Annotated in this window: 21 protein-coding genes; 9 read left to right on the top strand and 12 right to left on the bottom strand. The window is 72.7% G+C overall.

Annotation, left to right across the window (positions count from 1 at the left end; all coding sequences use genetic code 11):
• Positions 1-8: 8 nt before the first annotated feature.
• The 3 genes from HNQ58_RS11360 to HNQ58_RS11350 all read right to left on the bottom strand — a co-directional run bounded on the left by HNQ58_RS11360 (position 9) and on the right by HNQ58_RS11350 (position 2,124).
• On the bottom strand, positions 9-563 hold the full coding sequence (locus tag HNQ58_RS11360; protein ID WP_183949043.1) for a phosphoribosyltransferase family protein: 555 nt from the start codon (positions 561-563) through the stop codon (positions 9-11).
• Complete coding sequence (locus HNQ58_RS11355; protein ID WP_183949042.1) at positions 560-1,432, bottom strand: CHAD domain-containing protein; 873 nt, start codon at positions 1,430-1,432, stop codon at positions 560-562. Before HNQ58_RS11355 ends, HNQ58_RS11360 begins: the two co-directional genes overlap by 4 nt.
• 110 nt (positions 1,433-1,542) lie before the next feature.
• Complete coding sequence (locus tag HNQ58_RS11350) at positions 1,543-2,124, bottom strand: hypothetical protein (protein ID WP_183949041.1); 582 nt, start codon at positions 2,122-2,124, stop codon at positions 1,543-1,545.
• 155 nt (positions 2,125-2,279) lie between these two features.
• Here HNQ58_RS11350 and HNQ58_RS11345 point away from each other — a divergent pair, with 155 nt between their 5' ends.
• Complete coding sequence (locus HNQ58_RS11345) at positions 2,280-2,951, top strand: SDR family oxidoreductase (RefSeq protein WP_183949040.1); 672 nt, start codon at positions 2,280-2,282, stop codon at positions 2,949-2,951.
• Positions 2,952-3,048: 97 nt separating this feature from the next.
• Here the strand turns inward: HNQ58_RS11345 and HNQ58_RS11340 are convergent, their stop codons facing one another.
• Positions 3,049-3,720: a Bax inhibitor-1 family protein gene (locus HNQ58_RS11340; protein ID WP_183949039.1), complete on the bottom strand. Its 672-nt coding sequence runs from the start codon at positions 3,718-3,720 to the stop codon at positions 3,049-3,051.
• A 133-nt stretch (positions 3,721-3,853) separates the two neighbouring features.
• Here HNQ58_RS11340 and HNQ58_RS11335 point away from each other — a divergent pair, with 133 nt between their 5' ends.
• A complete protein-coding gene (locus HNQ58_RS11335) occupies positions 3,854-4,624 on the top strand; it encodes a hypothetical protein (RefSeq protein WP_183949038.1) in 771 nt (256 codons plus the stop codon).
• A gap of 22 nt (positions 4,625-4,646) precedes the next feature.
• Here the strand turns inward: HNQ58_RS11335 and HNQ58_RS11330 are convergent, their stop codons facing one another.
• From HNQ58_RS11330 to HNQ58_RS11315, 4 genes are all read right to left on the bottom strand, one after another.
• Positions 4,647-5,429: an NRDE family protein gene (locus tag HNQ58_RS11330; protein WP_183949037.1), complete on the bottom strand. Its 783-nt coding sequence runs from the start codon at positions 5,427-5,429 to the stop codon at positions 4,647-4,649.
• Positions 5,430-5,481: 52 nt separating this feature from the next.
• Positions 5,482-6,762, bottom strand: coding sequence for a Xaa-Pro dipeptidase (locus HNQ58_RS11325; RefSeq protein ID WP_183949036.1), 1,281 nt, complete (start codon positions 6,760-6,762; stop codon positions 5,482-5,484).
• A 126-nt stretch (positions 6,763-6,888) separates the two neighbouring features.
• On the bottom strand, positions 6,889-7,488 hold the full coding sequence (locus tag HNQ58_RS11320) for a DUF924 family protein (protein ID WP_183949035.1): 600 nt from the start codon (positions 7,486-7,488) through the stop codon (positions 6,889-6,891).
• Positions 7,485-8,168, bottom strand: coding sequence for a sterol desaturase family protein (locus tag HNQ58_RS11315; protein WP_183949034.1), 684 nt, complete (start codon positions 8,166-8,168; stop codon positions 7,485-7,487). The genes HNQ58_RS11320 and HNQ58_RS11315 overlap by 4 nt, the downstream gene beginning before the upstream one ends.
• A gap of 174 nt (positions 8,169-8,342) precedes the next feature.
• Here HNQ58_RS11315 and HNQ58_RS13570 point away from each other — a divergent pair, with 174 nt between their 5' ends.
• The 5 genes from HNQ58_RS13570 to HNQ58_RS11290 all read left to right on the top strand — a co-directional run bounded on the left by HNQ58_RS13570 (position 8,343) and on the right by HNQ58_RS11290 (position 14,996).
• Positions 8,343-10,562, top strand: coding sequence for a methyl-accepting chemotaxis protein (locus tag HNQ58_RS13570; RefSeq protein ID WP_183949033.1), 2,220 nt, complete (start codon positions 8,343-8,345; stop codon positions 10,560-10,562).
• Positions 10,563-10,755: 193 nt separating this feature from the next.
• Positions 10,756-11,553: an MOSC domain-containing protein gene (locus HNQ58_RS11305; RefSeq protein ID WP_183949032.1), complete on the top strand. Its 798-nt coding sequence runs from the start codon at positions 10,756-10,758 to the stop codon at positions 11,551-11,553.
• A gap of 291 nt (positions 11,554-11,844) precedes the next feature.
• On the top strand, positions 11,845-12,249 hold the full coding sequence (locus HNQ58_RS11300; RefSeq protein WP_183949031.1) for a host attachment protein: 405 nt from the start codon (positions 11,845-11,847) through the stop codon (positions 12,247-12,249).
• Between the two features lie 293 nt (positions 12,250-12,542).
• The gene (locus HNQ58_RS11295; RefSeq protein ID WP_183949030.1) at positions 12,543-14,384 is read left to right on the top strand and encodes a diguanylate cyclase domain-containing protein; all 1,842 of its coding nucleotides are present in this window, start codon (positions 12,543-12,545) and stop codon (positions 14,382-14,384) included.
• Positions 14,385-14,624: 240 nt separating this feature from the next.
• Positions 14,625-14,996, top strand: a complete 372-nt coding sequence (locus HNQ58_RS11290; protein ID WP_183949029.1) for a transcriptional regulator — start codon at positions 14,625-14,627, stop codon at positions 14,994-14,996.
• Positions 14,997-14,999: 3 nt separating this feature from the next.
• Here HNQ58_RS11290 and HNQ58_RS11285 read toward each other — a convergent pair whose 3' ends face one another.
• A complete protein-coding gene (locus tag HNQ58_RS11285) occupies positions 15,000-15,383 on the bottom strand; it encodes a GFA family protein (protein WP_183949028.1) in 384 nt (127 codons plus the stop codon).
• A 25-nt stretch (positions 15,384-15,408) separates the two neighbouring features.
• Here HNQ58_RS11285 and HNQ58_RS11280 point away from each other — a divergent pair, with 25 nt between their 5' ends.
• Positions 15,409-16,269 carry a hypothetical protein gene (locus HNQ58_RS11280; protein ID WP_183949027.1) on the top strand — a complete coding sequence of 287 codons (861 nt, stop codon included), beginning with the start codon at positions 15,409-15,411 and terminating at the stop codon, positions 16,267-16,269.
• Between the two features lie 6 nt (positions 16,270-16,275).
• On the opposite strand, the gene HNQ58_RS11275 is transcribed toward HNQ58_RS11280, so the two are convergent.
• Positions 16,276-17,154, bottom strand: coding sequence for a DMT family transporter (locus HNQ58_RS11275; RefSeq protein ID WP_246417318.1), 879 nt, complete (start codon positions 17,152-17,154; stop codon positions 16,276-16,278).
• Between the two features lie 231 nt (positions 17,155-17,385).
• Here HNQ58_RS11275 and HNQ58_RS11270 point away from each other — a divergent pair, with 231 nt between their 5' ends.
• Positions 17,386-18,678: a metal-dependent hydrolase family protein gene (locus HNQ58_RS11270; protein WP_183949026.1), complete on the top strand. Its 1,293-nt coding sequence runs from the start codon at positions 17,386-17,388 to the stop codon at positions 18,676-18,678.
• A 33-nt stretch (positions 18,679-18,711) separates the two neighbouring features.
• On the opposite strand, the gene HNQ58_RS11265 is transcribed toward HNQ58_RS11270, so the two are convergent.
• Together HNQ58_RS11265 and HNQ58_RS11260 are read right to left on the bottom strand one after the other, a co-directional pair.
• A complete protein-coding gene (locus HNQ58_RS11265; RefSeq protein WP_183949025.1) occupies positions 18,712-19,425 on the bottom strand; it encodes a pseudouridine synthase in 714 nt (237 codons plus the stop codon).
• The gene (locus tag HNQ58_RS11260) at positions 19,422-20,498 is read right to left on the bottom strand and encodes a class I SAM-dependent methyltransferase (protein ID WP_183949024.1); all 1,077 of its coding nucleotides are present in this window, start codon (positions 20,496-20,498) and stop codon (positions 19,422-19,424) included. Before HNQ58_RS11260 ends, HNQ58_RS11265 begins: the two co-directional genes overlap by 4 nt.
• Positions 20,499-20,559 lie beyond the last annotated feature (61 nt).

Below are 20,559 nucleotides of genomic sequence, written 5' to 3'. Positions count from 1 at the left end.
AATGTTCTTCAGGGCGCCCCGCTTTGCCGACACAGGGTTATCGCCCATTCAGCCTCGAACGGCGGCACGCTGCATTCGATCACGTCGTCCGGGGCGATCCGCAGGGTGGCGCCGACCACCTGCGCGCGCACCGGCCAGCGCGCGGCCTCCCGGTCGACCAGCACCGCCGCGTACACCGCCTCGGCATGGCGGCCGCGCAGGTACTCGAACACCCGCATCAGCGAGTGCCCCTGGTAGAGCACATCGTCCACCACCAGCAGCACCCGCCCGGAGAAATCGGCGGCAGCCTGCTCGGGCGTGGCGTCCAGACGGGTTTCCGGATGCAGCAGCCGCAGGTCGTCGCTGTAGCGCTTGACATGCAGGTCGGTGCGCTGGATGTCGAGCGCGGGGTCCAGCGCGTGCAGCCGCTGCGCCAGCCGCTCGGCCAGCGGCGCACCGCGCCGCAGCACGCCGACCAGGGTCAGCGGCCGCCCGGCCAGCAGCCCGTAGGCCTGCCGCGCCATGCCCTCGATCAGCACATCGACGCCGGCCGCGTCGTAGAGGCGAAACCGCGATTGCGTCATGCCGTCTCCTGCTCCGTCGGTGGGGTGGCTTGTCCTGCCGCAAGGATGGCTTGCAGGCGCACGGCGAGCCGGGCCTGTCTGCGGTCCAGTTCGGCGTCCACCAGCGCGGCGAGCGGGCCGCAACCGGCAAGGCCAAACGGCGCGCGGTCGCTGCAGCGTGCACGCAACAGCTGCAGGTCCTGCAACCATCCGAGTGCGGCGGCCAGATGGCGGTCGGGCGGTGCGCCGATCATGCCGCCGTGACCGGTCCGGCGCAGCGCCGTGGCCTGCTGCGCCAGTCGTCGCAGTCGCCGTCGCAGCCGGTGCCAGTCGGCCGGCTTGCCGCGCCGCAGTGCGCGCGCCGCCGCCCTGCCGACACGCCCCCGGCTGCGCGCCAGTCCGGCCTGTACGGCATCGGCATCGAGCGCCCGCCACTCCAGGGCCGGCAGCGCGGCCAGCAGCACCCGCAGCCGCGCGCGCCGTCCGCCCAGCGCCGGGTCGGCGGCCAAGGTGTCGCGCAGGGTTTTGGCCCGCAACGCGGCCGCCTGTCGCCGCGCGCGGCGCAGATGCGCCGCCATCGCTTCACTGCGGGTCCGCGACCGCAGGTGATCCAGTGTTTCCACCAGCGCCTGGGCGTCGCGCTCGGCCGACAGGCTGCGGCAGATCCGCCGCAGCTCGCGGTCCAGCAGCGGCATGCCCGGTCCGAGCCGCTCGCCGCCCAGCGCGAGCACGGCACGCACCCGCCGCAGCGACTTGCGCCCCTGATGAACACCGGCATGCACACGCCCGCCGCGCCAGCCGAAGCAGTCGATGGCGCGGCGCAGCTCGGCCTGCGCGTAGTCGCACAAGGCATCGCCAAGTGGCGGTGGCGGATCGGCAGGCTGGGCCATGAGCGGCGCGAATGATCCCGGGAGCCGACTGGCTGTGTCCAGGGCAGCCTAAAGGCTCAGCGGCCGTCACGGCATGATCCGGATCAACCCCAGGCCACCGCGTGCCCCGCTCAACGCTGGTCGCGCTTGCCCTGGTTGCGTCGTCCCTGCGCGCTGACATGGCCGAGGATGGCGCGGTTGCCGGCTTCCTGGAAATGACGCTGCCGGGCGACCGCGGCCGCCTGCGCATCGACGAAACCGGTCTTCGTCGGCCGGTGACGCGACTCCGGCCGGTTCGCCGGAATCCGGCCGCGCGTCGCCTCCACGCGCGCCGCCGCCTGTTCGATCTCCGCGCGCGCGCCGCGCACGGCCGGACCACCCGGCAGCGTGGCGCGTCGTGCCGCCGCCTGCGTCATCTGCTGCTGGCGCGCCTCGAAACGCGCCAGTACCTCGCCGAACAGCTTGGCCTTCTGCCACGTGCGCTGGTTGGCGTTGCCGCTGCGCCCCTGCTTGCTGCCGCTGCGCTCGCGGCTGCCGAGGCGCTGACGGCGGTAGGTGTCGGTGTATTTGTCGCGCAGCTTGCGGGCACGCGCTGTCAGCGCGCGCAACTGCGCGGCGGTGTGGCCGGCGAGCGCCTCGCGCCGGCTGGCATCGAACAAGGCCAGTTCGGCGTCGGAACACAGTGTCCTGGCGTGACTGCGGTTGTAGGCCATCTCGTCCTCCTCGTGGCGGGATAAGGTGACAAGCCGCCCTGCGACTGTGCCTGTCACGCCACCCTACGCCGCGCGCCGTTAAGCCAGTGCGACGTGGGCTTGATGGCGGCATCGTCCGGCGCCATCTCCGCTCCTGTCATCCCGAGGAGAACGCCATGCACACCGTCCTGATCACCGGCGCCAACCGTGGCATCGGCCTGGCCCTCGCCCAGCAGTACAGCGCCCGCGGCGACCGCGTCATCGCCGTCTGCCGCCGCGCCAGCCCTGCGCTCGACGCCACCGGCGCGCAGGTCGAGAGCGGCATCGACGTCACCGACGACGCCGCCCTGGCCGCGCTCGCTCGCCGCCTCGGCGACACCCGCATCGACACGCTGGTGCTCAACGCCGGCATCCTGGCGAAGGAGTCGCTGGGCGAGATCGACGCCGCCGGCTTCGACAGCCTCCGCCGCCAGTTCGAGGTCAACGCGCTCGGCCCGCTTAAAGTCGCACAGGTGCTGCTGGGCCACCTCGCCGACGGCGCCAGGATCGGCATCGTCACCAGCCGCATGGGCTCGATCGCCGACAACGGCTCGGGCGGCTACTACGGCTACCGCGCCTCGAAGGCGGCGGTGAACGCCATCGGCAAGTCGCTGGCCGTGGACCTGAAGCCGCGCGGCATCGCCGTGTTCCTGCTGCACCCGGGCTACGTCGCCACCGACATGGTCGGCGGCCGGGGCGACCTCACGCCGGAGCAGGCGGCCAGGCAGCTCATCGAGCGCCTGGACACCCTCACGCTGGAGCAGACCGGCACCTTCTGGCACGGCAACGGCACCCCGCTGCCGTGGTGAAACCCGCCGCAGAATCGGCTTCGGCCACGCCACGGAAGCCATGAACGAACAAGGGCCGGCAAGGCCGGCCCTTCGCGCATCGCTCCAGCCGCCGCGCTCAGTCGTCGCCGCCGAGCAGGGCGAACAGGTTGAGCAGGTGGGTGAACAGCACCGTGATGCTGGCGAACAGCGACACCACGATGAACACCGGGTTGGCGTTGCCGTCGTGGATCAGCCGGCTGGTGTCGTACAGGATCAGGCCGCACATCAGCATCACCGCCACCGCCGAGATCACCAGCGACAGCAGCGGCATGGCCAGGAAGATGTTCGCCACGATCGCCAGCAGCACCACGATCAGGCCGGCGAACAGGAAACCGCCCATGAAGCTGAAGTCCTTGCGCGAGGTCACCGCGTAGGCCGACAGCGCCGCGAACAGCACCGTCGTGGTCGCCAGCGCGTTGAACACGATGCCGGGGCCGCCCGGCAGGCGCAGGTAGGCGCCGACCAGCGGGCTGAGCAGGAAGCCGACCACGCCGGCCCAGGCGAAGGTCATCCAGATCGCGGCCTGCCCGTCCCTGGCGCGCTGGATGGCGAACGGGCCGCCGATGAACGCCACCATGAACAGCACCCACATGCCGATGCTCCAGCCGATGTTCATCAGCAGGCCGGCGCCGGCACCGACGGTGGCCACGCCCAGCACCAGGCTGAGCAGGAGGTAGGTGTTGCGGACGACGCGGTTGAGGCGTTCGCCCTGCAGCGCGCCCTGGGCGACGGCGTAGTGTTCGGTCATCGGGATTCCTCCGTGGGGGATCGTCAGGCAACCCCGGCAGTGTCCCCGCCATTGGCCGGCGAATCAACCGCCGGCTTGGCCGCGGCACGCGCGCGCACTACCCTGCGCGCTGCCGTCCGGGAATCGGGGTCGCATGTTCCGCACGCCACGCCCACGCTTCGCCCACCGTCTGTGGCTGCTGCTGGCGCTCACGCTGGCGCTGCTGTGGGCGCATTCGCCGTTCACGCCCTGGGCGGGCAGCCGCGCGCCGATGTGGGCGCTGTACGACGGCCTGTTCTACGCCCGCTACGTGCTGCTGTTCTGGTGGGCCTTCGAGGCGCTGCGGGTGCTGTTCCGGCAGGTGCGCCGCGAGGCGCGGCGCTCGCGCGGGCTGGCCGAAGCGCTGCTGCTGGCGCTGATCGCCGCACTGGCGCTGGCCGGCGGCCGCGCTTACGACAGCGATGCCGGCCTGCGTCTGCTGCTGCGCGCCAGCCTGTCGGCGCTGGACGCCGAGGCCGCCGCGCACGCCACCGACGACGACCGCCGCCATCGCGTCGGCGCCTTCCTCATCGACAGCCGCCGCCACCCCTGTGACGCCGCCCAGCCCTGGCTGTGGCTGGGCCGACCGTTCGGCGCCGGCACCGGCATCAACCAGGCGCTGGTCCGGGTCGAGGCCGGCGCACCGCTCACGCCGTATGCCGAGGCGTTCCGCTTCCGCCACCTGCACGCCGGCTGGTGGCTCGCCTACCAGGACGCGCACGAATACCTCACCGGCTGGCATGCCGACCAGGCTGCCGGCACGGTGCCAGCCTGCCGGCCCGGCGTCGTGATCGCCCGCCACGGGGAGGGTCGCGGATTCATCGCCGAAGGCCGGCGCAAGCTCGCCACCCGGCCGCTGAGCGATGGCCGCCGGCAGGCGCCCTGACGGCAGAGTCGGTGGCGCAGGCTCAGGCCGGCGTTCGCGGCAATGCGGCGTCGGTTTCGCCGAGCACCGCCCCCTCCGGCCCGAAGCGGCGTTCGACGAAGCGGATGCTATCCGCGCCGGCCAGCACCACCGTGCTGCAGCGCGTGCCGTAGTCGCGGCCGACGATGAACGGCGGCGAGAGGAAGCGTTCCAGCTCCAGGCCGACGCCGGTATCCGGCAATGCCGCGTCGGGCGCCGGCTGGGTGTCGGCCAGCGCGGCGAACAGCGGCGCCGGGTCGGGCGCATCGGCGAGCGAAGCCGGCGAATCCAGCCAGGCCGACAGCCCGGCCACCGCCCGGCTGGCCTTGGGCCAGGGGGCGTCGAACGGGCCGTTCGACATCGCATGCCGGCCGGGCGCGACCTCGCTCATGGAAAAGCGCGGATGATTGGTCGCCAGCCACAGCGCCGTGCCGTCCCACAGCAGCAGGTTGAAGCGGCCGTAGTCGCCGGCCCGGGATGCCAGCGCCTCCAGATGAACCGGCGCGGGCGAACGGTCCCGCACGAACGCCGCCACCAGTTCGCCGCGCGAGCGCGGCGCCGGCGACGGCGGCCCGGCGCGCACATTGGTCACCGCCGCCAGCCGCCCGCGCGTCGAGGCAAGCAGCCAGCTGCCACCCGCTTTCAGATCGCGCCCGCCGTACACGCCGGGCGCGTCGGCATGGAACGCCGCCGCCGCGCTCGGTCGCGCGTGGTACTCGTCGCGGTTGGCGATCAGCGCCAGCGGCCAGCGCGGATGCGCGCGCCAGGAGAAGGCGATCAGGCACATGCGGGGCACATCCTCCGCTCGACTGCGCCGCGTGTCCGTAGCGGCGCCGCCGTTACCGGGCGTCCTTGTAGACCTCGCCGCCCTTCATCACGAAGCGCACGTCCTCCAGCACCGTCACGTCGGCCAGCGGGTCGCCGGCGACGGCGATCAGGTCGGCGTGGAAGCCGGGCTTGAGCTGGCCGATCTGGCCATCGAGGCCGAACAGCCTCGCGTTGACGACGGTGGCGGCGCGGATCGCCTCGATCGGCGTCATGCCGAAGCGCACCATGCGCGAGAACTGCCGCGCGTTCTGCCCGTGCGGGTAGACGCCGGCATCGGTGCCGAAGCCGAGCGTGGCACCGGCGGCGTGGGCCTTGCGGAAGTTCTCGCGCTGGGTGGCGCCGACGCGGCGCTCCTTCTCCAGCGACTCGGGCAGGATGCCGGCCTTCTCGCCTTCGCCGAGGATGTACTCGGTGTTGTAGATGTCGAACACCAGCACCGTGCCGCGTTGCCTGGCCAGGCGGATGCCCTCGTCGTCGATGAAGCTGGCATGCTCGATCGAATCGACGCCGGCGAGGATGGCGTTGCGGATGCCGGTGGCGCCATGGGCATGCGAGGTCACCTTGCGGCCATGGCTGTGCGCCTCCTCGACCAGCGCGGTCAGCTCTTCCAGCGAGTACTGCGGCGCGCCGACCTCGGTGCCGCGGGAGAGTACGCCGCCGGTCGAGCAGGTCTTGATGAAGTCGGCGCCAAACTTCACGTTCTGGCGCACCTTCTGCCGTACCGCCCACGGGCCGTCCGCGACGCCCTCGCCACTGTGGCGGTACTCGTAGGGCAGCAGGTTGTTGTCGCCGCAGTGCCCGCCGGTGATGCCGATGGCGATGCCGGCGGCCAGCACGCGCGGCCCGACCGCGTCGCCGCGGGCGATGGCCTCGCGCAGGGCGACGTCGGCGTAGCCCGGCGCGCCCGGCACGCGCACGGTGGTGAAGCCGGCCTCCAGGGTGAGGCGGGCGTTCTTCGCCCCGGTCAGCGTGGCCTGCGGCAGCGAGATGCCGAGGCGGCGGTAGCCGTGCACGTCGGCATCGGTGAACAGGTGGACGTGGGCATCGCTCAACCCGGGCAGCACGGTGTGGCCGGCCAGGTCGTGCACGCGCGCGCCCGCGGGCGCCGGCAATGCGGCGGCGGCGTCGACGCGGACGATGCGGCCGTCCTCGATCAGCAGCGCGCGGTCGGGCAGCAGACGGCCGGACTCGACGTCGAGCAGCTGCCCGGCCCTCACGTAAACGGTTTCGGCGGCGGCGGGCAGGGCGAGCGCGAACAGGGCGGCGCAGGCCAGTCGGGCAATCGGTCGCATGGAGTCCTCCGGGAAAGCGTCGAATGTACCGCTTCGCGGGCGGGGCTGCGGCACGCACAGCCGGCCCGTGCCTGCCCGCCCCGCTGCGTGGCCGGCCGACCCAGCGGCTCGAATGTCGGGCGGCGGCTAGAACCCCGCGCCCGGCTGCGCCAGGTAGGTCTCTTCGTCCGGTGTGTTCGTGCGCCCGAGCACGGCGTTGCGGTGCGGGAAGCGCCCGAAGCGCGCGATCACCTCGCGATGCCGCACGGCATAGTCGAGGAAGCTCTCGTAGTGCGACCGCAGCGCCTCCGGCGCCTCGTCGCGCAGCGCCGCGAACAGTGCCACGCTGCAGTCCTGCAGCGACAGGTTCTCGGCATGCTCCAGCGGCAGGTAGAAGAACACCCGCTGCGGGCGGCTCAACTGGCGGTCATGGCCCAGCCGCAGCCCCTCCAGGCACAGCGCCTGCGCCAGCGCGTCGGCGGCGAAGGCCGCGCCGTTGCCGCGGTGCAGGTTGCGGCCGAACTGGTCGATCAGGATCAACAGCGCCAGCCGGCCGTGCGCCTCGCCCGCCCAGTACGACAGCTCGCCGCGCCGCGCCGCCTCCACCCAGGCGCCGAAACGCGCGCCGATCTCGCGGTCCAGCGCCTCGCCCCCGTTGAACCAGCGCGGCCGCCCCTGCGCGATCGTCCCGCCCTCGTCACCACTGTCGCCGAACCAGAACCGCAGCACGTCGTCCGGACCGATCATCCTTTCGCCTCCTCGCGCGGCGCCAGCGTGCCGAACAGCCGGTCGCCGATCGGATAGGTGATGTTGAAATTGACCCGCGTCATCCGCGCCGGGTCGTGATGGATGCGATGCAGCCGCTGCAAACGGCGCAGCCACCGGTTGCGTGCCGGCCACGACCCGGCCGGCGCGTGCCAGGCCAGATGCAGCAGCTCGTAGTTGAGGTAATAGGCGAGCGCGGTGGCGAGGAACAGCCAGGCCACGTTGGGCGAGGCCGCCCAGGCCAGCAGCAGCCACACCGGCAGGCCGAAGGCGCCGAAGAAGAAGATCACCAGCAGCGGCGGAAACAGCACCGCCCGCAGGTCACGCATCCCCTCCAGCGGCATCGCCTCGTGGGTGAAGAAGCGGTGGTGCTGGCCGGCGTGACGGCGATAAATCAGCCCGAGGCCGCGAAACGGCCGGTGCATCGGGTAGCGGTGACCGAAATACTCGGCCAGGTTGGCGTAGAGGAAGGTCAGCGGCACCGTCAGCCATTCCAGCGGGCGCACGTCCTGCAACTGCCACAGGCAGGCGAACAGCGCGAACGCACCGCCGCCGAAGGTGAACAGCGCATGCAGCCCGCCGCGATAGCCGCGCGGGATCTGGGTGGCCCGGTACTCGGCGCGGTAGCGCCGCACCGCCTCGGGGAGGGGGAGATCAGCCATGTTCGCCATGCCCCGAGTCTAGCCAAAGGCCGCGACCGCCGCGCCATGCGCGACCAGCCGCACGGATTCCGCATCGGCCCGACCGGCTTTGACTTCGATCAAGGAGCCCGCACGCCGCGATCGGGAACATGCCGCGGCCCGGCGAAATGCAGCGCAACGACCGAAGACGTACCCATGACATCCGAGCTGTTCCTCTCCGGCACGGAGGTCGCGCTCGAAGACGATGCGATGCTGGTGTCGCGCGTCGACGGCGACGGCGTCATCACCCATGCCAACCGCGAGTTCCTGCGTTTCAACGGCTATGACCGGGAGGAACTGATCGGCACCGAACACCGCCTGATCCACCACCCGGACATGCCGCGCGAGGTGATCGAGGATTTCCAGCGCACGCTGCGCGCCGGCAAGCCCTGGGTCGGGCTGGTGAAGAACCGCACCAGGGCCGGCCACCATTACTGGACGCAGACGCAGGTCGCACCCCTGTTCGAGGACGGGCGCGCGGCCGGTTTCCTGTCGATGCAGCGCAAGCCCGCGCCGGCCGACGTGGCGGCAGCCGAACGCGCCTACGCGGCATTGCGCGAAGGACGTGCCGGCGACCTGCGGCTGCACCAGGGCGCGATCGTGCGCGAGGGCTGGCTGCACCGGATCAACCCGCTGTGGCGGCTGTCGCTGGGCGTGCGCCTGATGCTGTTCGGCGCATTCGGCGGCGGCTTCGCCGTGCTGCTGATGCTGCTCGCCGGATGGGGCGTGCCGGCCGCCGCGCTGTGGACGCTGATCGCCATCGGCACCGCGTTCGGCATCTACAGCGGCTGGTGGCTGACCGGCGACGTGGTCGGGCGGCTGGACAAGGCCGTGGCGGCGTTCGACCGGATCGCCGCCGGCCACTACCACGACCCGATCGACATCGCGCGCGACGACGAGGTCGGCCGCGTGCTGCTGGGCCTGAAGACGATGCAGATCCGGCTCGGCTTCGAGGTGCAGGAAGCGCACCGCCGTGCCGACGAGATGGCGCGCATCCGCATGGGCCTGGACGTGGCCGCCACCAGCGTGATGATCGCCGACGCCGAACGGCGGGTGATCTACGCCAACCGGGCGCTGGAGCGCATGTTCGCCCGCGCCGAGACCGACATCCGCACGGCGCTGCCGGCCTTCCGCGCCGACCGCATTCTCGGCGGCGAGCTGGGCGGCTTGCACCCGGATCTCGCGCCCGGGAGCGACGCCCTGCGCGACCTGCGCGCGCCGCGCCATGCCACCCTGCGCATCGGCGGCCGGGTGTTCGACCTGGCGATCAACCCGGTCTCGGGCGAGCAGGGCGAGCCGCTGGGCCTGGTGGTCGAGTGGAAGGACCGCACCGAGGAGGTGCGGGTCGAGGAGGAGATCGGCGCCGCCATGCGCGCCGCCGCCATCGGCGATTACTCGCGCAGCGTCCCGCTGGAGGGCAAGGAAGGCTTCGTGCGGGTGCTGGCGGAGAACCTCAACGCCAGCCTGTCGGCGCTGTCCGAGGGCATGGGCGAGCTCGACCGCATCCTGGCCGCGCTGGCGCGGGGCGACCTCGGCCAGCGCATCGGCCGCGCGTTCCAGGGCCGGCTGGGCGAGATGACCCGCAACGCCAACGCCACCGTCGAGCAACTGGCCGCGATGGTGCGCGAGATCCAGTCCACGGCCGAGTCCATCCGCGGTGGCGCCCGGGAGATTGCCGCCGGCAACGCCGACCTGTCGGCGCGCACCGAGCAGCAGGCCGCCGCGCTGGAGGAGGCCGCCTCGTCGCTGGAGCAGCTCACCGACACCGTGCGCCGCAATGCCGACAACGCCACCCACGCCCAGCGGCTGGCCGGCGAATCGGCACAGATCGCGCGCGACGGCAACGAGGTGGTGGCGCGAGTGGTGGAGACGATGGGCCGGATCAGAGCCTCCTCGCGCCGGGTCGAGGAAACCATCGCGGTTATCGAAGGCATCGCCTTCCAGACCAACATCCTCGCCCTCAACGCGGCGGTCGAGGCCGCCCGTGCCGGCGAGCAGGGCCGCGGCTTCGCCGTGGTGGCGTCGGAGGTGCGCGCGCTCGCACAGCGCGCCGCCGAGGCCGCCAAGGACATCGCCGCGACCATCACCGACGCCTCGACCCAGGTCGATCATGGCGCCCGCCTGGTCGGCGACGCCGGCGACACCATGTCGCGCATCCTCGCCGCGGCGCAGCGGGTGAACGGCATCGTCGGCGACATCTCCGCGGCCTCGCTGGAGCAGACCGCCGGCATCGAGCAGGTCAACTACACCGTCGCGCACATGGACCAGACCACGCAGCGCAACGCCGCGCTGGTCGAGGAAGCCTCGGCGGCGGCCGACAGCCTGGCCGGACAGGCCGACCGGCTGGCGACGCTGGTGCGCGGCTTCAAACTGTAGAAGCGCGGGCAGCGGGAGCGGCCATGGCCGCGATCGTTTTAGCGCGCGGCCACGGATCGCGTCCATGGCCGCTGCCGGCACCATGGACGGACGCCTGCGGGTGCGACGCCCGCAACGGCCACCGCATCCACGCCGGATTGCGGCGCCGCCGCCGACGCGCCATGCTCGCGACCCGCTCCCGAGGACGACGACGATGCGGCTGTCCGCGCTCTACATCCATCCGGTCAAGTCCTGCGCCAGCCTCGCGCTCGACGAGGCCGAGGTGCGGCCGCGCGGACTGGCCCACGACCGCCGCTGGCTGATCGTCGACGCGACCGGCCGCTTCCTCACCGGGCGGCAACTGCCGGCGCTGGTGCGGCTGCGGGCGACGCCCCGGGCCGACGGGCTGACGCTGGACGCGCCGGACATGCCCACGCTCCACGTGCCGCACCCGCCCGCCGATGCGCCGCGCGTGCAGGTGCAGGTGTGGAAGGACAGCGTCGATGCCGCCCTCGCCGACGCGGCGGCCGCGCACTGGCTGACGCAATGGCTGGGGCGGCCGGTGCGGCTGGTGCACATGGATCCCGGCGCGCGGCGCCCGGTGCGGCCGGATCTTTCCCGGCCCGGCGACCTGGTCAGCTTCGCCGATTCCTTCCCGCTGCTGGCGCTCTCGCAGTCGGCGCTCGACCAGCTCAACGCGAAGCTCGCCACGCCGGTGCCGATCACCCGATTCCGTCCCAATCTGGTCATCGACGGCTGCGGGCCGCACGCCGAGGACGGCTGGAGGCGGATCCGCATCGGCGCGGTCGAGTTCGACGTCAGCCGCCAGTGCGTGCGCTGCGTGTTCACCACGGTGGACACCGAGCGTGGCGCGCCCGATCCCTCCGGCGAGCCGCTGAACACGCTCAAGGGCTACCGCCGCGGCGACTCCGGCGTCACCTTCGGCGTGCACCTGATCGCCCGCGGCGGCGGCACGCTGCGGGTCGGCGACGCGGTGACTGTGCTCGCCTGAGCCGGCCCCGGCAAGGACGGCGGCGAGCGCCGGCTGCGCTTCGACTTCTACCAGCCCTGCGCTCCAGCGCCCAGGCAACGACACCCACGTGCAACCGCCGCCTGCCCGATGGGGCGGTGAGCGGGTTGTTCACACCCCGGGATGCGCACGCGAAGTCGTGATCGCAGCCACACTTGGCGGCTGCCGGCCGCGCATCGGCTTTCCGAAGCTTGACCCGTGTCATAACCCGTGCCGATGGGCCGGCATAGCCTGAGCTCCGACCACCACCGGCCGCCCCCGCCCGCAGCACGCATGAAGCGCACCTGGATCCTCGTCGCCAACCGCACGCACGCCCGCCTGTTTATGGGCTGCGAGGGTGACGACGCCGTGGCCGAACTCGATGCCTTCGTCAACCCCGGCGCGGCGCAGATGCCCTGCCCGAGGCACGCACCTGGCACTGTGCATCCGCAGACCGAGGCCAGGTTTGCGCGGCGCTTCGCACTGATGCTCGACGCGGTGCTCGACCAGGGCCGCGTCGAGCGCCGCTACGACCGCCTGCTGCTGGCCGCGCCCACGCCCTTCCTCGACGTGCTGCGCGACAGCCTGAGCACGCCGGTGCGACGCAAGCTGGTCGGCGAGTGCGACAGCGACCTGATCACCCTCACCCCGCCGGAAATCGCCGCCCGTCTGTGTCCGCGGCTCAAGGCGATCGCCTGAGCCCACGCACACGGGACAGCGCGCGCCACGCGCCGGCGGCATGGTGCAGCCGCCGCTGTCCGGTCGAGCGCCGGGGATCGGGGATCGGGGATCGGGAAAGCTTCGGTGCAGCCGTGTCCCGGCGCTGACCTCTTGCCCGCCCCGATCACGGTCGCGGGCACACCCCTCCCCGAAACCTTTCGTCCCTTGGCCGCCGCCAGCACCGGGGGGCGTTGTCCCGACCATGGCGGCACGCTGCCGCATCGCGCCGCCCGGAGACGCCGCGCCACCGGAGTCCACGCACCGGGTCAGCCATGGTCGATCTTCCCAACACCGCGCAACCGTTGCCTTCCGGCGACGAGGCCGCGCGTCTGCGCCAGGTGCTCGCCGCGCTCACCGACCTGTGCGAACTGCAGTCCTCGGCCGAAATCCTGATGGAGGCGGTTGTGCGCACCGCCCAGACCCTGACCGGCGCCAGCGGTGCGGCGGTCGAGATCGTGCAGGGCGAGACGATGGTCTATGCCACCGCCTGCGGCACGCTGGCCAGCTTCAAGGGCCTGCGCCTGCCGCGCACCGGCAGTCTGTCGGGACTGTGCGTGAGCAGCCGGTTGCCGCAATCCAGCCGCGACACCGAGCACGACCCGCGCGTCGACCGCGAGGCCGCCCGCCGCACCGGCCTGCGCGCGATGCTGCTGGCGCCGCTGCTGCACGGTCCGCAGGTGCTGGGCGCGCTGAAGGTCGGCGCCGACCGCCCGGACACCTTCGACGCCCAGGACGCGCAGACCCTGCGTCTGCTCGCCGGCGTGATCGGCGGCGTGCTCGGCAAGCAGCTGCTGGTCGACGAGAACCGTCGCCTGCTGCACGAGCTGGCCGAGGCGGTGGCCGACGCCCACGCCGCCGCCGGCAAGCTGCGCACCGTCATCGACGCCTCGCCGCTGGCGATCACCGTGCACGATCTGCGCGGCCGGGTCCTGGAGTGGAACCCGGCGGCCGAGCGGCTGTTCGGCTGGCGTGCCGACGAGGTGATCGGCCACCGGCCGCCGCTGGAGTCCTTCGCCGAGCGGCGCCGCTTCGTGCGGACGATGCGACGGGTGATCGCCGAGGGCAACGTCGCGGTCGGCGAGACACGCCGTCCCTGTCGCGACGGCCACTGGATCGACGTGCGGGTGAACGCCGCCGCGCTGCGCAATGCCGAGGGCCGCGTGGTCGGGGTGGTCCGCACCCACGAGGACATCGGCGCGCTCAAGGAGCAGCAGGCGCGGCTGCAGGCGGTGGCCGACCGCAACCGGCGGATCGTCGAGCGGTCCATCGACGCCTTCGTCGAGATCGACCAGGACTCGACCGTCACCGAATGGAATTCGCGCGCCGAGCTGCTGTTCGGCTGGTCGCGCGAGGAAGCGCTCGGGCGGCGGCTCGACGAACTGGTCATCCCGGACGAGCTGCGCGACCGCTACCGCGAGAACATGCGGTGCTACCTCGCCACCGGCGAGAGCCCGGTGATCGGCCGCCGCGTGGAGATGGAAGCGGTACGCCGCGACGGCAGCCGGTTGACCGTCGAGGTGCTGATCAACGCCTACCGGATCGGCGACCGCCACCTCTTCGATGCCTTCCTGCACGACGTTTCCGAGCGCCGCCGCGAGTACGAGCACCTGCGTCGGCGCGCCCTGTACGACCCGCTGACCAACCTGCCCAACCGCTACCTGTTCCGCGACAACCTGCAACGCGCGCTGCTGCTCGCCGGCGACACGCCGGACCGGCTCGCCGTGGCCTTCATCGACATCGACGACTTCAAGAGCATCAACGACCGTTACGGCCACGACGTCGGCGACGAAGTGCTCTGCACCACCGCCAGCCGGCTGCGCGAGACGGTGCGCCCGCGCGACACCGTGGCGCGGCTGGCCGGCGACGAGTTCGTGATCCTGCTCGAGGGACTCGACTCGGCCAGGATCCACGCGGCGCGCATCGCCGAGAAAGTGCTCGCGGCCTTCGCCGCACCCTGCCGCATCGGCGGCCATGAACTGTCGATCGTGCTGAGCATCGGCGTGGCCGTGCACGGCGACGTGCGGGATTCACTGGAAACCCTGCTCAGGCGCGCCGACCAGGCCATGTACGCCGCCAAGCAGGCCGGCGGCGGCTATCGCATCGCCATGCGCTGATCGCGGGCCGCCCAGCGGCCGCCCGTCCCTGCGGGCCGCGGATTTTTCGCGGCGCCGCGGTGCTACGCGCGCAGCCTGTACTGCTCGGTGCTCGTCCGGTCGTTCGACGTCGGCGGCTGGGACGAGGCCGCGCCAGCATCGCGTGCCGGCATCGGCAACCGGAAGTTTGCCAAGCCGCTGCGCCTGGCGAACAATCGCGCGGTCCCCGTTGCGCCCGCCGGACCGCCGGGAGTCGTCGCCATGACCTCGCCGCACGCCGCCTTCGCACAACGCCTGCAACTGGCCCTCGACCTGGCCGGGATCGAGAAAGGCCGCGGCCGCACGGCGCGCCTGGCCGCGCTCTACGGCGTCTCCCGCGAGACCGCGCGCAAATGGCTCGGCGGCCTGTCGTTGCCGGAGCTGGAGCGGATGATCGACATGGCCACCCGCTTCGGGGTGGCGCTGGAATGGCTGGCGACCGGCCGCGGCGCGCCCGCCCCGGGCGCACACATCGACGAGCCGCACGCGCTGTACAGCGTGCAGGACCGCGACGAGGCGCGTCTGCTCGGCCTGATCCGGCGCCTGCCGCGCCAGCAGCGGATGGCGCTGCTGACCCTGCTCGACCGCGACTGACGCCTACTCCGCGACCTGTTCGCCCGAGCCGCCGGCCTCGGCCGGCAGGTCGCGGTACTTCGGCAGGCCGTCGCGGATCGGCAGCACCGTCTCGCGGTAGTGCACGTGCACCGCCGGCTTGAACGGGAACCCCTCCAGCACCGCGGCATAGACGTCGGTCAGCCCCATGCCCGGGTGCTCGGTGAGCACGTGGCCGCCACAGCGGCGGCACCATTTGCGCAGGCTGCGCACCGCCAGCGTGTTGCCGACGGTGGCGAGGAGGCTGTGGTTCTTGCCGGCACGGGGGTTTTCCTCCGCGTGGAGGATGGAGCCACATCGCACCGGCTCGCAGAGGCAGAACGCGGTTGCGCCGACCGTCCGGCCCAGTACGGATTTATCCTTGTCCACGCACCTGCCCGGCAGGAGCCTCGCCATGACCCGCCCGCGCCACCTGTTCCGCCTTCCGCTGCTGCTGCCGCTGGCGGCCGCGGCACAGTCCGGCCCCGCGTTGCAGGCGCATTACCGCGACCTGTCCGGCACCGCCTTCGGCGACGCCCGACTGCACGGTCGCGAGCACGGCCTGCGCCTGCGGACCGGCGAGTTGACGCTGGGCGGCGGCCGGTTCGTGCCGGCGCTCGACTATGCCTACACCCGCTACGAATACACCGGCCTGCCCTCGCGCAACCGCGACCTGCACCGGCTGGCACTGGACCTGGCCTGGACGCGCCACGACGCGGGCGTGCTGCACGTCGCGCTCACGCCCGTGGTCGCGACGTCTTCCAACGTGTTCAAGGACCTGTTCGCGCGCGGCAGCGGTCGCGACCTCGACCTGCACGCGCGGCTGTGGCTCGCGCAGCCACCCGCGGCCGACGGCATCGGCTGGCGCGCGGGCCTGTTCCGCGACGACGCCTTCGGCCGCCCGCGCGTGTACCCGCAAGTCAGCGCGCTGTGGCGGCGCGACGACGTCCGCGCCGAACTGGGCTGGCCCACCGCACGGATCGACTGGGCGCCGGCCGCACGCTGGGCCATCGGCGCGCGCCTCGCGCCTGCTGGCCGCCGCTGGCACGTGGTCAGCGACGAACGCGACGGCGCCCGCTTCCATTACCGGCAGGAAGCCTGGCGGGCCGCGCTCATGGCGGACTGGATGCCGGCCGCGCGCTGGCGGCTGTCGCTGCAGGGCGGCGTCGAATTCGAGCGTCGCCACCGCTTCGAGGACGACACCGGCGCGCCGGTCGACCGCCGGCCCGGCGATGCGCGCTTCGTCGAACTGGCGCTGCGCTACGGACTCGACTGATGCGACTCAGGGATGCTCCGCCTCGACATGCACCCGCTCGCGGTGCAGCAGGTACAGGCCGCTGAGCACGATGATCGCCGCGCCCAGCCAGGTGACGCCGTCCGGCAGCACGCCCCACAGCGCCAGATCCAGCCCCAGCCCCCAGGCCAGCGCGGTGTATTCGAACGGCGCGATCACCGACGCCTCGCCGTGGCGGAACGCCTCGGTGATCGCGTACTGCCCGAGCGCCCCGGCCAGCCCGATGCCGGCGATGATCCCGACATGCGCCGCCTGCAGCGGCACCCAGCCGGGCGCCGCCAGCGCGCCGGCGCCGAGGGTGAGCAGCGTGAGCATCCAGAACACCATGCTCTGCGTGCTGTCGGTGCGCGCCAGCACGCGCACGGTGATCGCCGAGGCCGCGTAGCCGGCCGCCGCGCCCAGCACCGCCAGCCCGGCGAGGGTGAACATGCCCTCGCCGGTCGGCCGCAGCACCACCAGCACGCCGAGCAGGCCGACCGCGATCGCCGTCCAGCGCCGCGGCCCGACGTACTCGCCCAGCACCGGCACCGACAGCGCGGTGATCATCAGCGGCGCCACGAAGAACAGCGTGTACACGGTGGACAGCGGCAGCGTGCGCAGCGCGTGGATGAAGCACACCATCATCGTCACCGCCAGCACGCCGCGCAGCAGGTGCAGGCCCCAGCGCACCTTCCACAGCGTGGCGAAGCCGCCGCGCAGGCCGATCCACAGCAGCACGAACGGCAACGACGCCGCCCCGCGCAGCGCCGCCACCTGCAGTGGCGGGTAATGCGGCGAGAGCAGCTTCAGGCCGGCGTCCATCAGCGAGAACAGGCCGACGGCGGCGAGCATGGCGAGGATGCCGGCGAGATTGGGGTTGCGCGACATGGCGGCGGACGGGGAATGCGGAGCGCGAAGCCTACACCCGGACGCCAGCGGACGATCCGGCCGGCTGCAGCGACAGTGAAACCCGGCGGCCTGCGCCGCGCCCCGCCGCGACGGATGCATCGTCTGCCGGCGCGGCGGAAATCACGAACGGGTGCCTGCGCGGTTCCCGGGTCGCGGCTCGCCACCGTCCCTCTGCTAGCCTTGGCGCTCCACGACCCGCAGGCCGCCGCCATGAGACACGCCCGCCTCGCCCTGCTCGCCCTCGCGCTCGCCGGCGGCCACGCCGTCGCCGCCGAAGTCGCCGTGATCCGTGCCGACCGCGTGATCGTCGATGCCGCCGCCGCGCCGCTGGGACCGAGCACGCTGGTGGTCCGCGACGGCCGCATCCAGGCGCTGCTGCCCGGCCTCGCCGCACAGCCGCCCCTGGACGAAGGCGACACCGTCCGCGAGTTCGATCTGCGCGGCAAGACCGTGCTGCCGGGCCTGATCGACAGCCATGTCCACCTCACCCTCGATCCGGGCAGCCCGTGGTGGCGGCAGGCCGTGACCACGCCCGAGTTCGCCGCCGCGGTCGGCATGAAGAACGCCGCCGTGACGGTGCGTGCCGGCTTCACCACCGTGCGCGACCTCGGCTCGCCAGGCCGCGCAGGGCAGGCGGTGCGCGACGCCGTCGCCGCCGGACTGGCGCCCGGCCCGCGCATCCTGGTCGCCGGGCCGATGATCTCGATCGTCGGCGGCCATGGCGACGCCACCGGCTTCCGCCCGGAAGTCACCGAGGCGATCCAGGGCCATGTCTGCACCGGGGCCACCGAATGCGCCCGGCGCGTGCGCGAGTCGGCGCGCGCCGGCGTCGACGTGATCAAGTTCGCCGCCACCGGCGGCGTGCTGTCGCAGCAGGACCGCGGCCTCGGCCAGCACTTCACCGACGAGGAGATGCGCGCGATCGTGGATACCGCCCGCTCGCTCGGCCTGAAGGTGGCCGCGCACGCGCACGGCGCGCGCGGCGTCGAGGCAGCGGCGCGCGCCGGGGTGGACTCGGTCGATCACGGCACCTTCGTCGATGACGACGCGATCCGGGCGATGAAGGCGCACGGCACCTACCTGGTGCCGACGCTGTCGCCTACCATCGCCTACCGCGAGCATGTCGGCACCGGCCGCTACACGCCGGTGGTCGAGGCCAAGATCCGCATTCGTCTGGAAGCCACCGGCCGCAACATCCGCGCCGCCCGGCAGGCCGGCATCCCGATCGCCTTCGGCACCGACGCCGGCGTGTCCGACCACGGCCGCAACGCCGAGGAGTTCCCGCTGATGCTGGAATACGGCGGGCTGACCGCCCGGGAAGCGCTCGTCGCCGCCACCCGCAACGCCGCCGAGCTGCTCGGCGTGGCGGCGGAAACCGGCACGCTGGAGCCCGGCAAGGCCGCCGACATCATCGCCGTCGACGGCGATCCGCTGGACGACATCACCGCCCTGCAACGGGTGCGTTTCGTGATGGCGGACGGGCGCATCGTCCGCGCGGACTGAACGCCCCGGCTGGCCGGAGACGGCCGCCTCGCGCTACGACGACGGCGGCGACGCGAACACGCGGGCGATGTCGTCGGCATCGAGCACCCGCCACTCGCCGGGCGCGAGGCCGTCCAGCGTCAAGCCGCCGACGGCGACACGATGCAGGGTCTCGACGTGGTTGCCGGTCGCCGCGAACATCCGCCGCACCTGGTGGTAGCGGCCTTCGGTGAGGGTGAGCCGCACATGGCGCGGGCCGAGCACATCGAGCGTGGCCGGCGCCAGCGGCGTCTTCTCGCCTTCGAGCAGCAGGGTGCCGGCGGCGAACAGCGCGCCCTCGTCGCCACGCAGGTCGGCGGCGAGGGTGGCTTCGTACACCTTCGCCACCTGCGCGCGCGGCGAGATGATCCGGTGCAGCAGTTGGCCATCGTCGGTGAGCAGCAGCAGGCCGGAAGTGTCGCGGTCGAGCCGCCCGACCGTGGACAGCACCGGACGGCGCAGACGGAAGCGCGGCGGCAGCAGGTCGTACACCAGCCGGCCCTGGTCCCTGGTGGAACAGGTGACGCCGACCGGCTTGTGCAGCGCGATCGTCACGCCCGGCGCCGGGTCGAGCGGCTCGCCATCGATGCGCACGGCCGCGTGCGGCACCTGGTCGTCGGCGTACAGCACCTCGCCGTCGGCATCGGTGACGCGGCCCGCGCGGAACAGCGCGGCGACTTCCTTGCGGCTGCCGTAGCCGAGGTTGGCGATCAGCTTCAGGAGCTTCATGCCTTCAGCGCCTCGATCACCTTGAAACCATCGCGCTCGGCGACCACGCGCGCCGACGCGAAGCCCTCCCGCAGCGCGGATTCGTAAGGCAGGTGGCGATTGGCCACCAGCCACAGCCGGCCACCGGGCCGCAGCGCGGCGGCGGCGGCGCGGATGAAGTCCTGCCCGATGCGCGGCTCGTCGGCGCGGCCCTGGTGGAACGGCGGGTTGCTGACGATGAAGTCGTAGCGCGCCGGCAAGCCGGCGCGCACGTCGTGCCAGTGGAAGCCGACCGGCACCCGCGCCTCGGCGAGGTTGCGCCGCGCCAGCTCGAGCGCGCGCGCCTGCGCTTCGTAGAGATCGATCGCCGTCACCCGCGGACAACGCGCCAGCACCTCGGCCGCCAGCCAGCCCCAACCGGCGCCGAGATCGGCGCCGCGCCCGGCCAGTTCGTCGGGCAACCGTGCCGCCAGCAGCGCCGAGGCGGCATCGACGCGATCCCAGGCGAACAGGCCGGGACGACTGACGAAACGGCCATCGAGGATCGGCCGCGGCGCATCCAGCGCGCGCCACTGCGCGTGCAGCGCGGCGTCGAGCGCGTCGGCGCGCGTCCAGTAGACGCGGCATTTGTGCTTGCTGAGATTGCCGGCGAGGCCAGCGAGCCGATCGAGATCGTCCTCGCCGGAACGCGCACCCTCCAGGTTCGATTGGCAGGCGACCAGCACGCCGCCGGGTTCGAGATGGTCGAGCGCGCGGGCCAGCAGTGCGCGCGCTTCGTCGCGCTGGCGCGGCGGCAGCGCCAGCACCAGCGGAAAACGCCCCCCGGCCTGCGCCACCACCGCTAGCCCGGTCCGCGCGAGCGCATCGGCGAACGGCTTGAAGCCCTGCTCGCAGACCAGCCCGGCCAGCGGAAAGCGGCGCAGCGCCCAGCCGTCGCGCGCGTGCAGGAACAGCACGCGGCCATCGGCCGGCCAGCGCAGCATGCCGTCGGCGAACGGCAGCAGCAGGGTGTCGAGGGCGGGATCGTCGTGCGCGGACACACCACGGCCTTCAGATGGCGGGGCCGCGATTCTACCGCCGCGCGTCGCGCGCATTGCCCGCGCATCGCCACACCACCGAGAGCAGCCAGCCGATCACCTGCGTGGCCAGGCTGAA

Source organism: Rehaibacterium terrae, assembly GCF_014202935.1.
In the GTDB taxonomy this organism is placed as follows: Bacteria; Pseudomonadota; Gammaproteobacteria; order Xanthomonadales; family Xanthomonadaceae; genus Rehaibacterium; species Rehaibacterium terrae.
The sequence above is the reverse complement of the archived record's forward strand: the minus strand, read 5'-3'. Positions and strand labels throughout refer to the sequence as shown.

Excerpts from the sequence above, each read along its gene's own strand:
- HNQ58_RS11350 (WP_183949041.1), bottom strand. The coding sequence starts at position 2,124 with ATGGCCTACAACCGCAGTCACGCCAGGACACTGTGTTCCGACGCCGAA.
- HNQ58_RS11345 (WP_183949040.1), top strand. The coding sequence starts at position 2,280 with ATGCACACCGTCCTGATCACCGGCGCCAACCGTGGCATCGGCCTGGCC.
- HNQ58_RS11360 (WP_183949043.1), bottom strand. The coding sequence starts at position 563 with ATGACGCAATCGCGGTTTCGCCTCTACGACGCGGCCGGCGTCGATGTG.
- HNQ58_RS11300 (WP_183949031.1), top strand. The coding sequence starts at position 11,845 with ATGAAGCGCACCTGGATCCTCGTCGCCAACCGCACGCACGCCCGCCTG.
- HNQ58_RS11305 (WP_183949032.1), top strand. The coding sequence starts at position 10,756 with ATGCGGCTGTCCGCGCTCTACATCCATCCGGTCAAGTCCTGCGCCAGC.
- HNQ58_RS11290 (WP_183949029.1), top strand. The coding sequence starts at position 14,625 with ATGACCTCGCCGCACGCCGCCTTCGCACAACGCCTGCAACTGGCCCTC.
- HNQ58_RS11320 (WP_183949035.1), bottom strand. The coding sequence starts at position 7,488 with ATGATCGGTCCGGACGACGTGCTGCGGTTCTGGTTCGGCGACAGTGGT.
- HNQ58_RS13570 (WP_183949033.1), top strand. The coding sequence starts at position 8,343 with ATGACATCCGAGCTGTTCCTCTCCGGCACGGAGGTCGCGCTCGAAGAC.
- HNQ58_RS11260 (WP_183949024.1), bottom strand. The coding sequence starts at position 20,498 with ATGCGCGCGACGCGCGGCGGTAGAATCGCGGCCCCGCCATCTGAAGGC.
- HNQ58_RS11270 (WP_183949026.1), top strand. The coding sequence starts at position 17,386 with ATGAGACACGCCCGCCTCGCCCTGCTCGCCCTCGCGCTCGCCGGCGGC.
- HNQ58_RS11280 (WP_183949027.1), top strand. The coding sequence starts at position 15,409 with ATGACCCGCCCGCGCCACCTGTTCCGCCTTCCGCTGCTGCTGCCGCTG.
- HNQ58_RS11330 (WP_183949037.1), bottom strand. The coding sequence starts at position 5,429 with ATGTGCCTGATCGCCTTCTCCTGGCGCGCGCATCCGCGCTGGCCGCTG.
- HNQ58_RS11265 (WP_183949025.1), bottom strand. The coding sequence starts at position 19,425 with ATGAAGCTCCTGAAGCTGATCGCCAACCTCGGCTACGGCAGCCGCAAG.
- HNQ58_RS11295 (WP_183949030.1), top strand. The coding sequence starts at position 12,543 with ATGGTCGATCTTCCCAACACCGCGCAACCGTTGCCTTCCGGCGACGAG.
- HNQ58_RS11275 (WP_246417318.1), bottom strand. The coding sequence starts at position 17,154 with ATGTCGCGCAACCCCAATCTCGCCGGCATCCTCGCCATGCTCGCCGCC.
- HNQ58_RS11315 (WP_183949034.1), bottom strand. The coding sequence starts at position 8,168 with ATGGCTGATCTCCCCCTCCCCGAGGCGGTGCGGCGCTACCGCGCCGAG.
- HNQ58_RS11335 (WP_183949038.1), top strand. The coding sequence starts at position 3,854 with ATGTTCCGCACGCCACGCCCACGCTTCGCCCACCGTCTGTGGCTGCTG.
- HNQ58_RS11340 (WP_183949039.1), bottom strand. The coding sequence starts at position 3,720 with ATGACCGAACACTACGCCGTCGCCCAGGGCGCGCTGCAGGGCGAACGC.
- HNQ58_RS11355 (WP_183949042.1), bottom strand. The coding sequence starts at position 1,432 with ATGGCCCAGCCTGCCGATCCGCCACCGCCACTTGGCGATGCCTTGTGC.
- HNQ58_RS11325 (WP_183949036.1), bottom strand. The coding sequence starts at position 6,762 with ATGCGACCGATTGCCCGACTGGCCTGCGCCGCCCTGTTCGCGCTCGCC.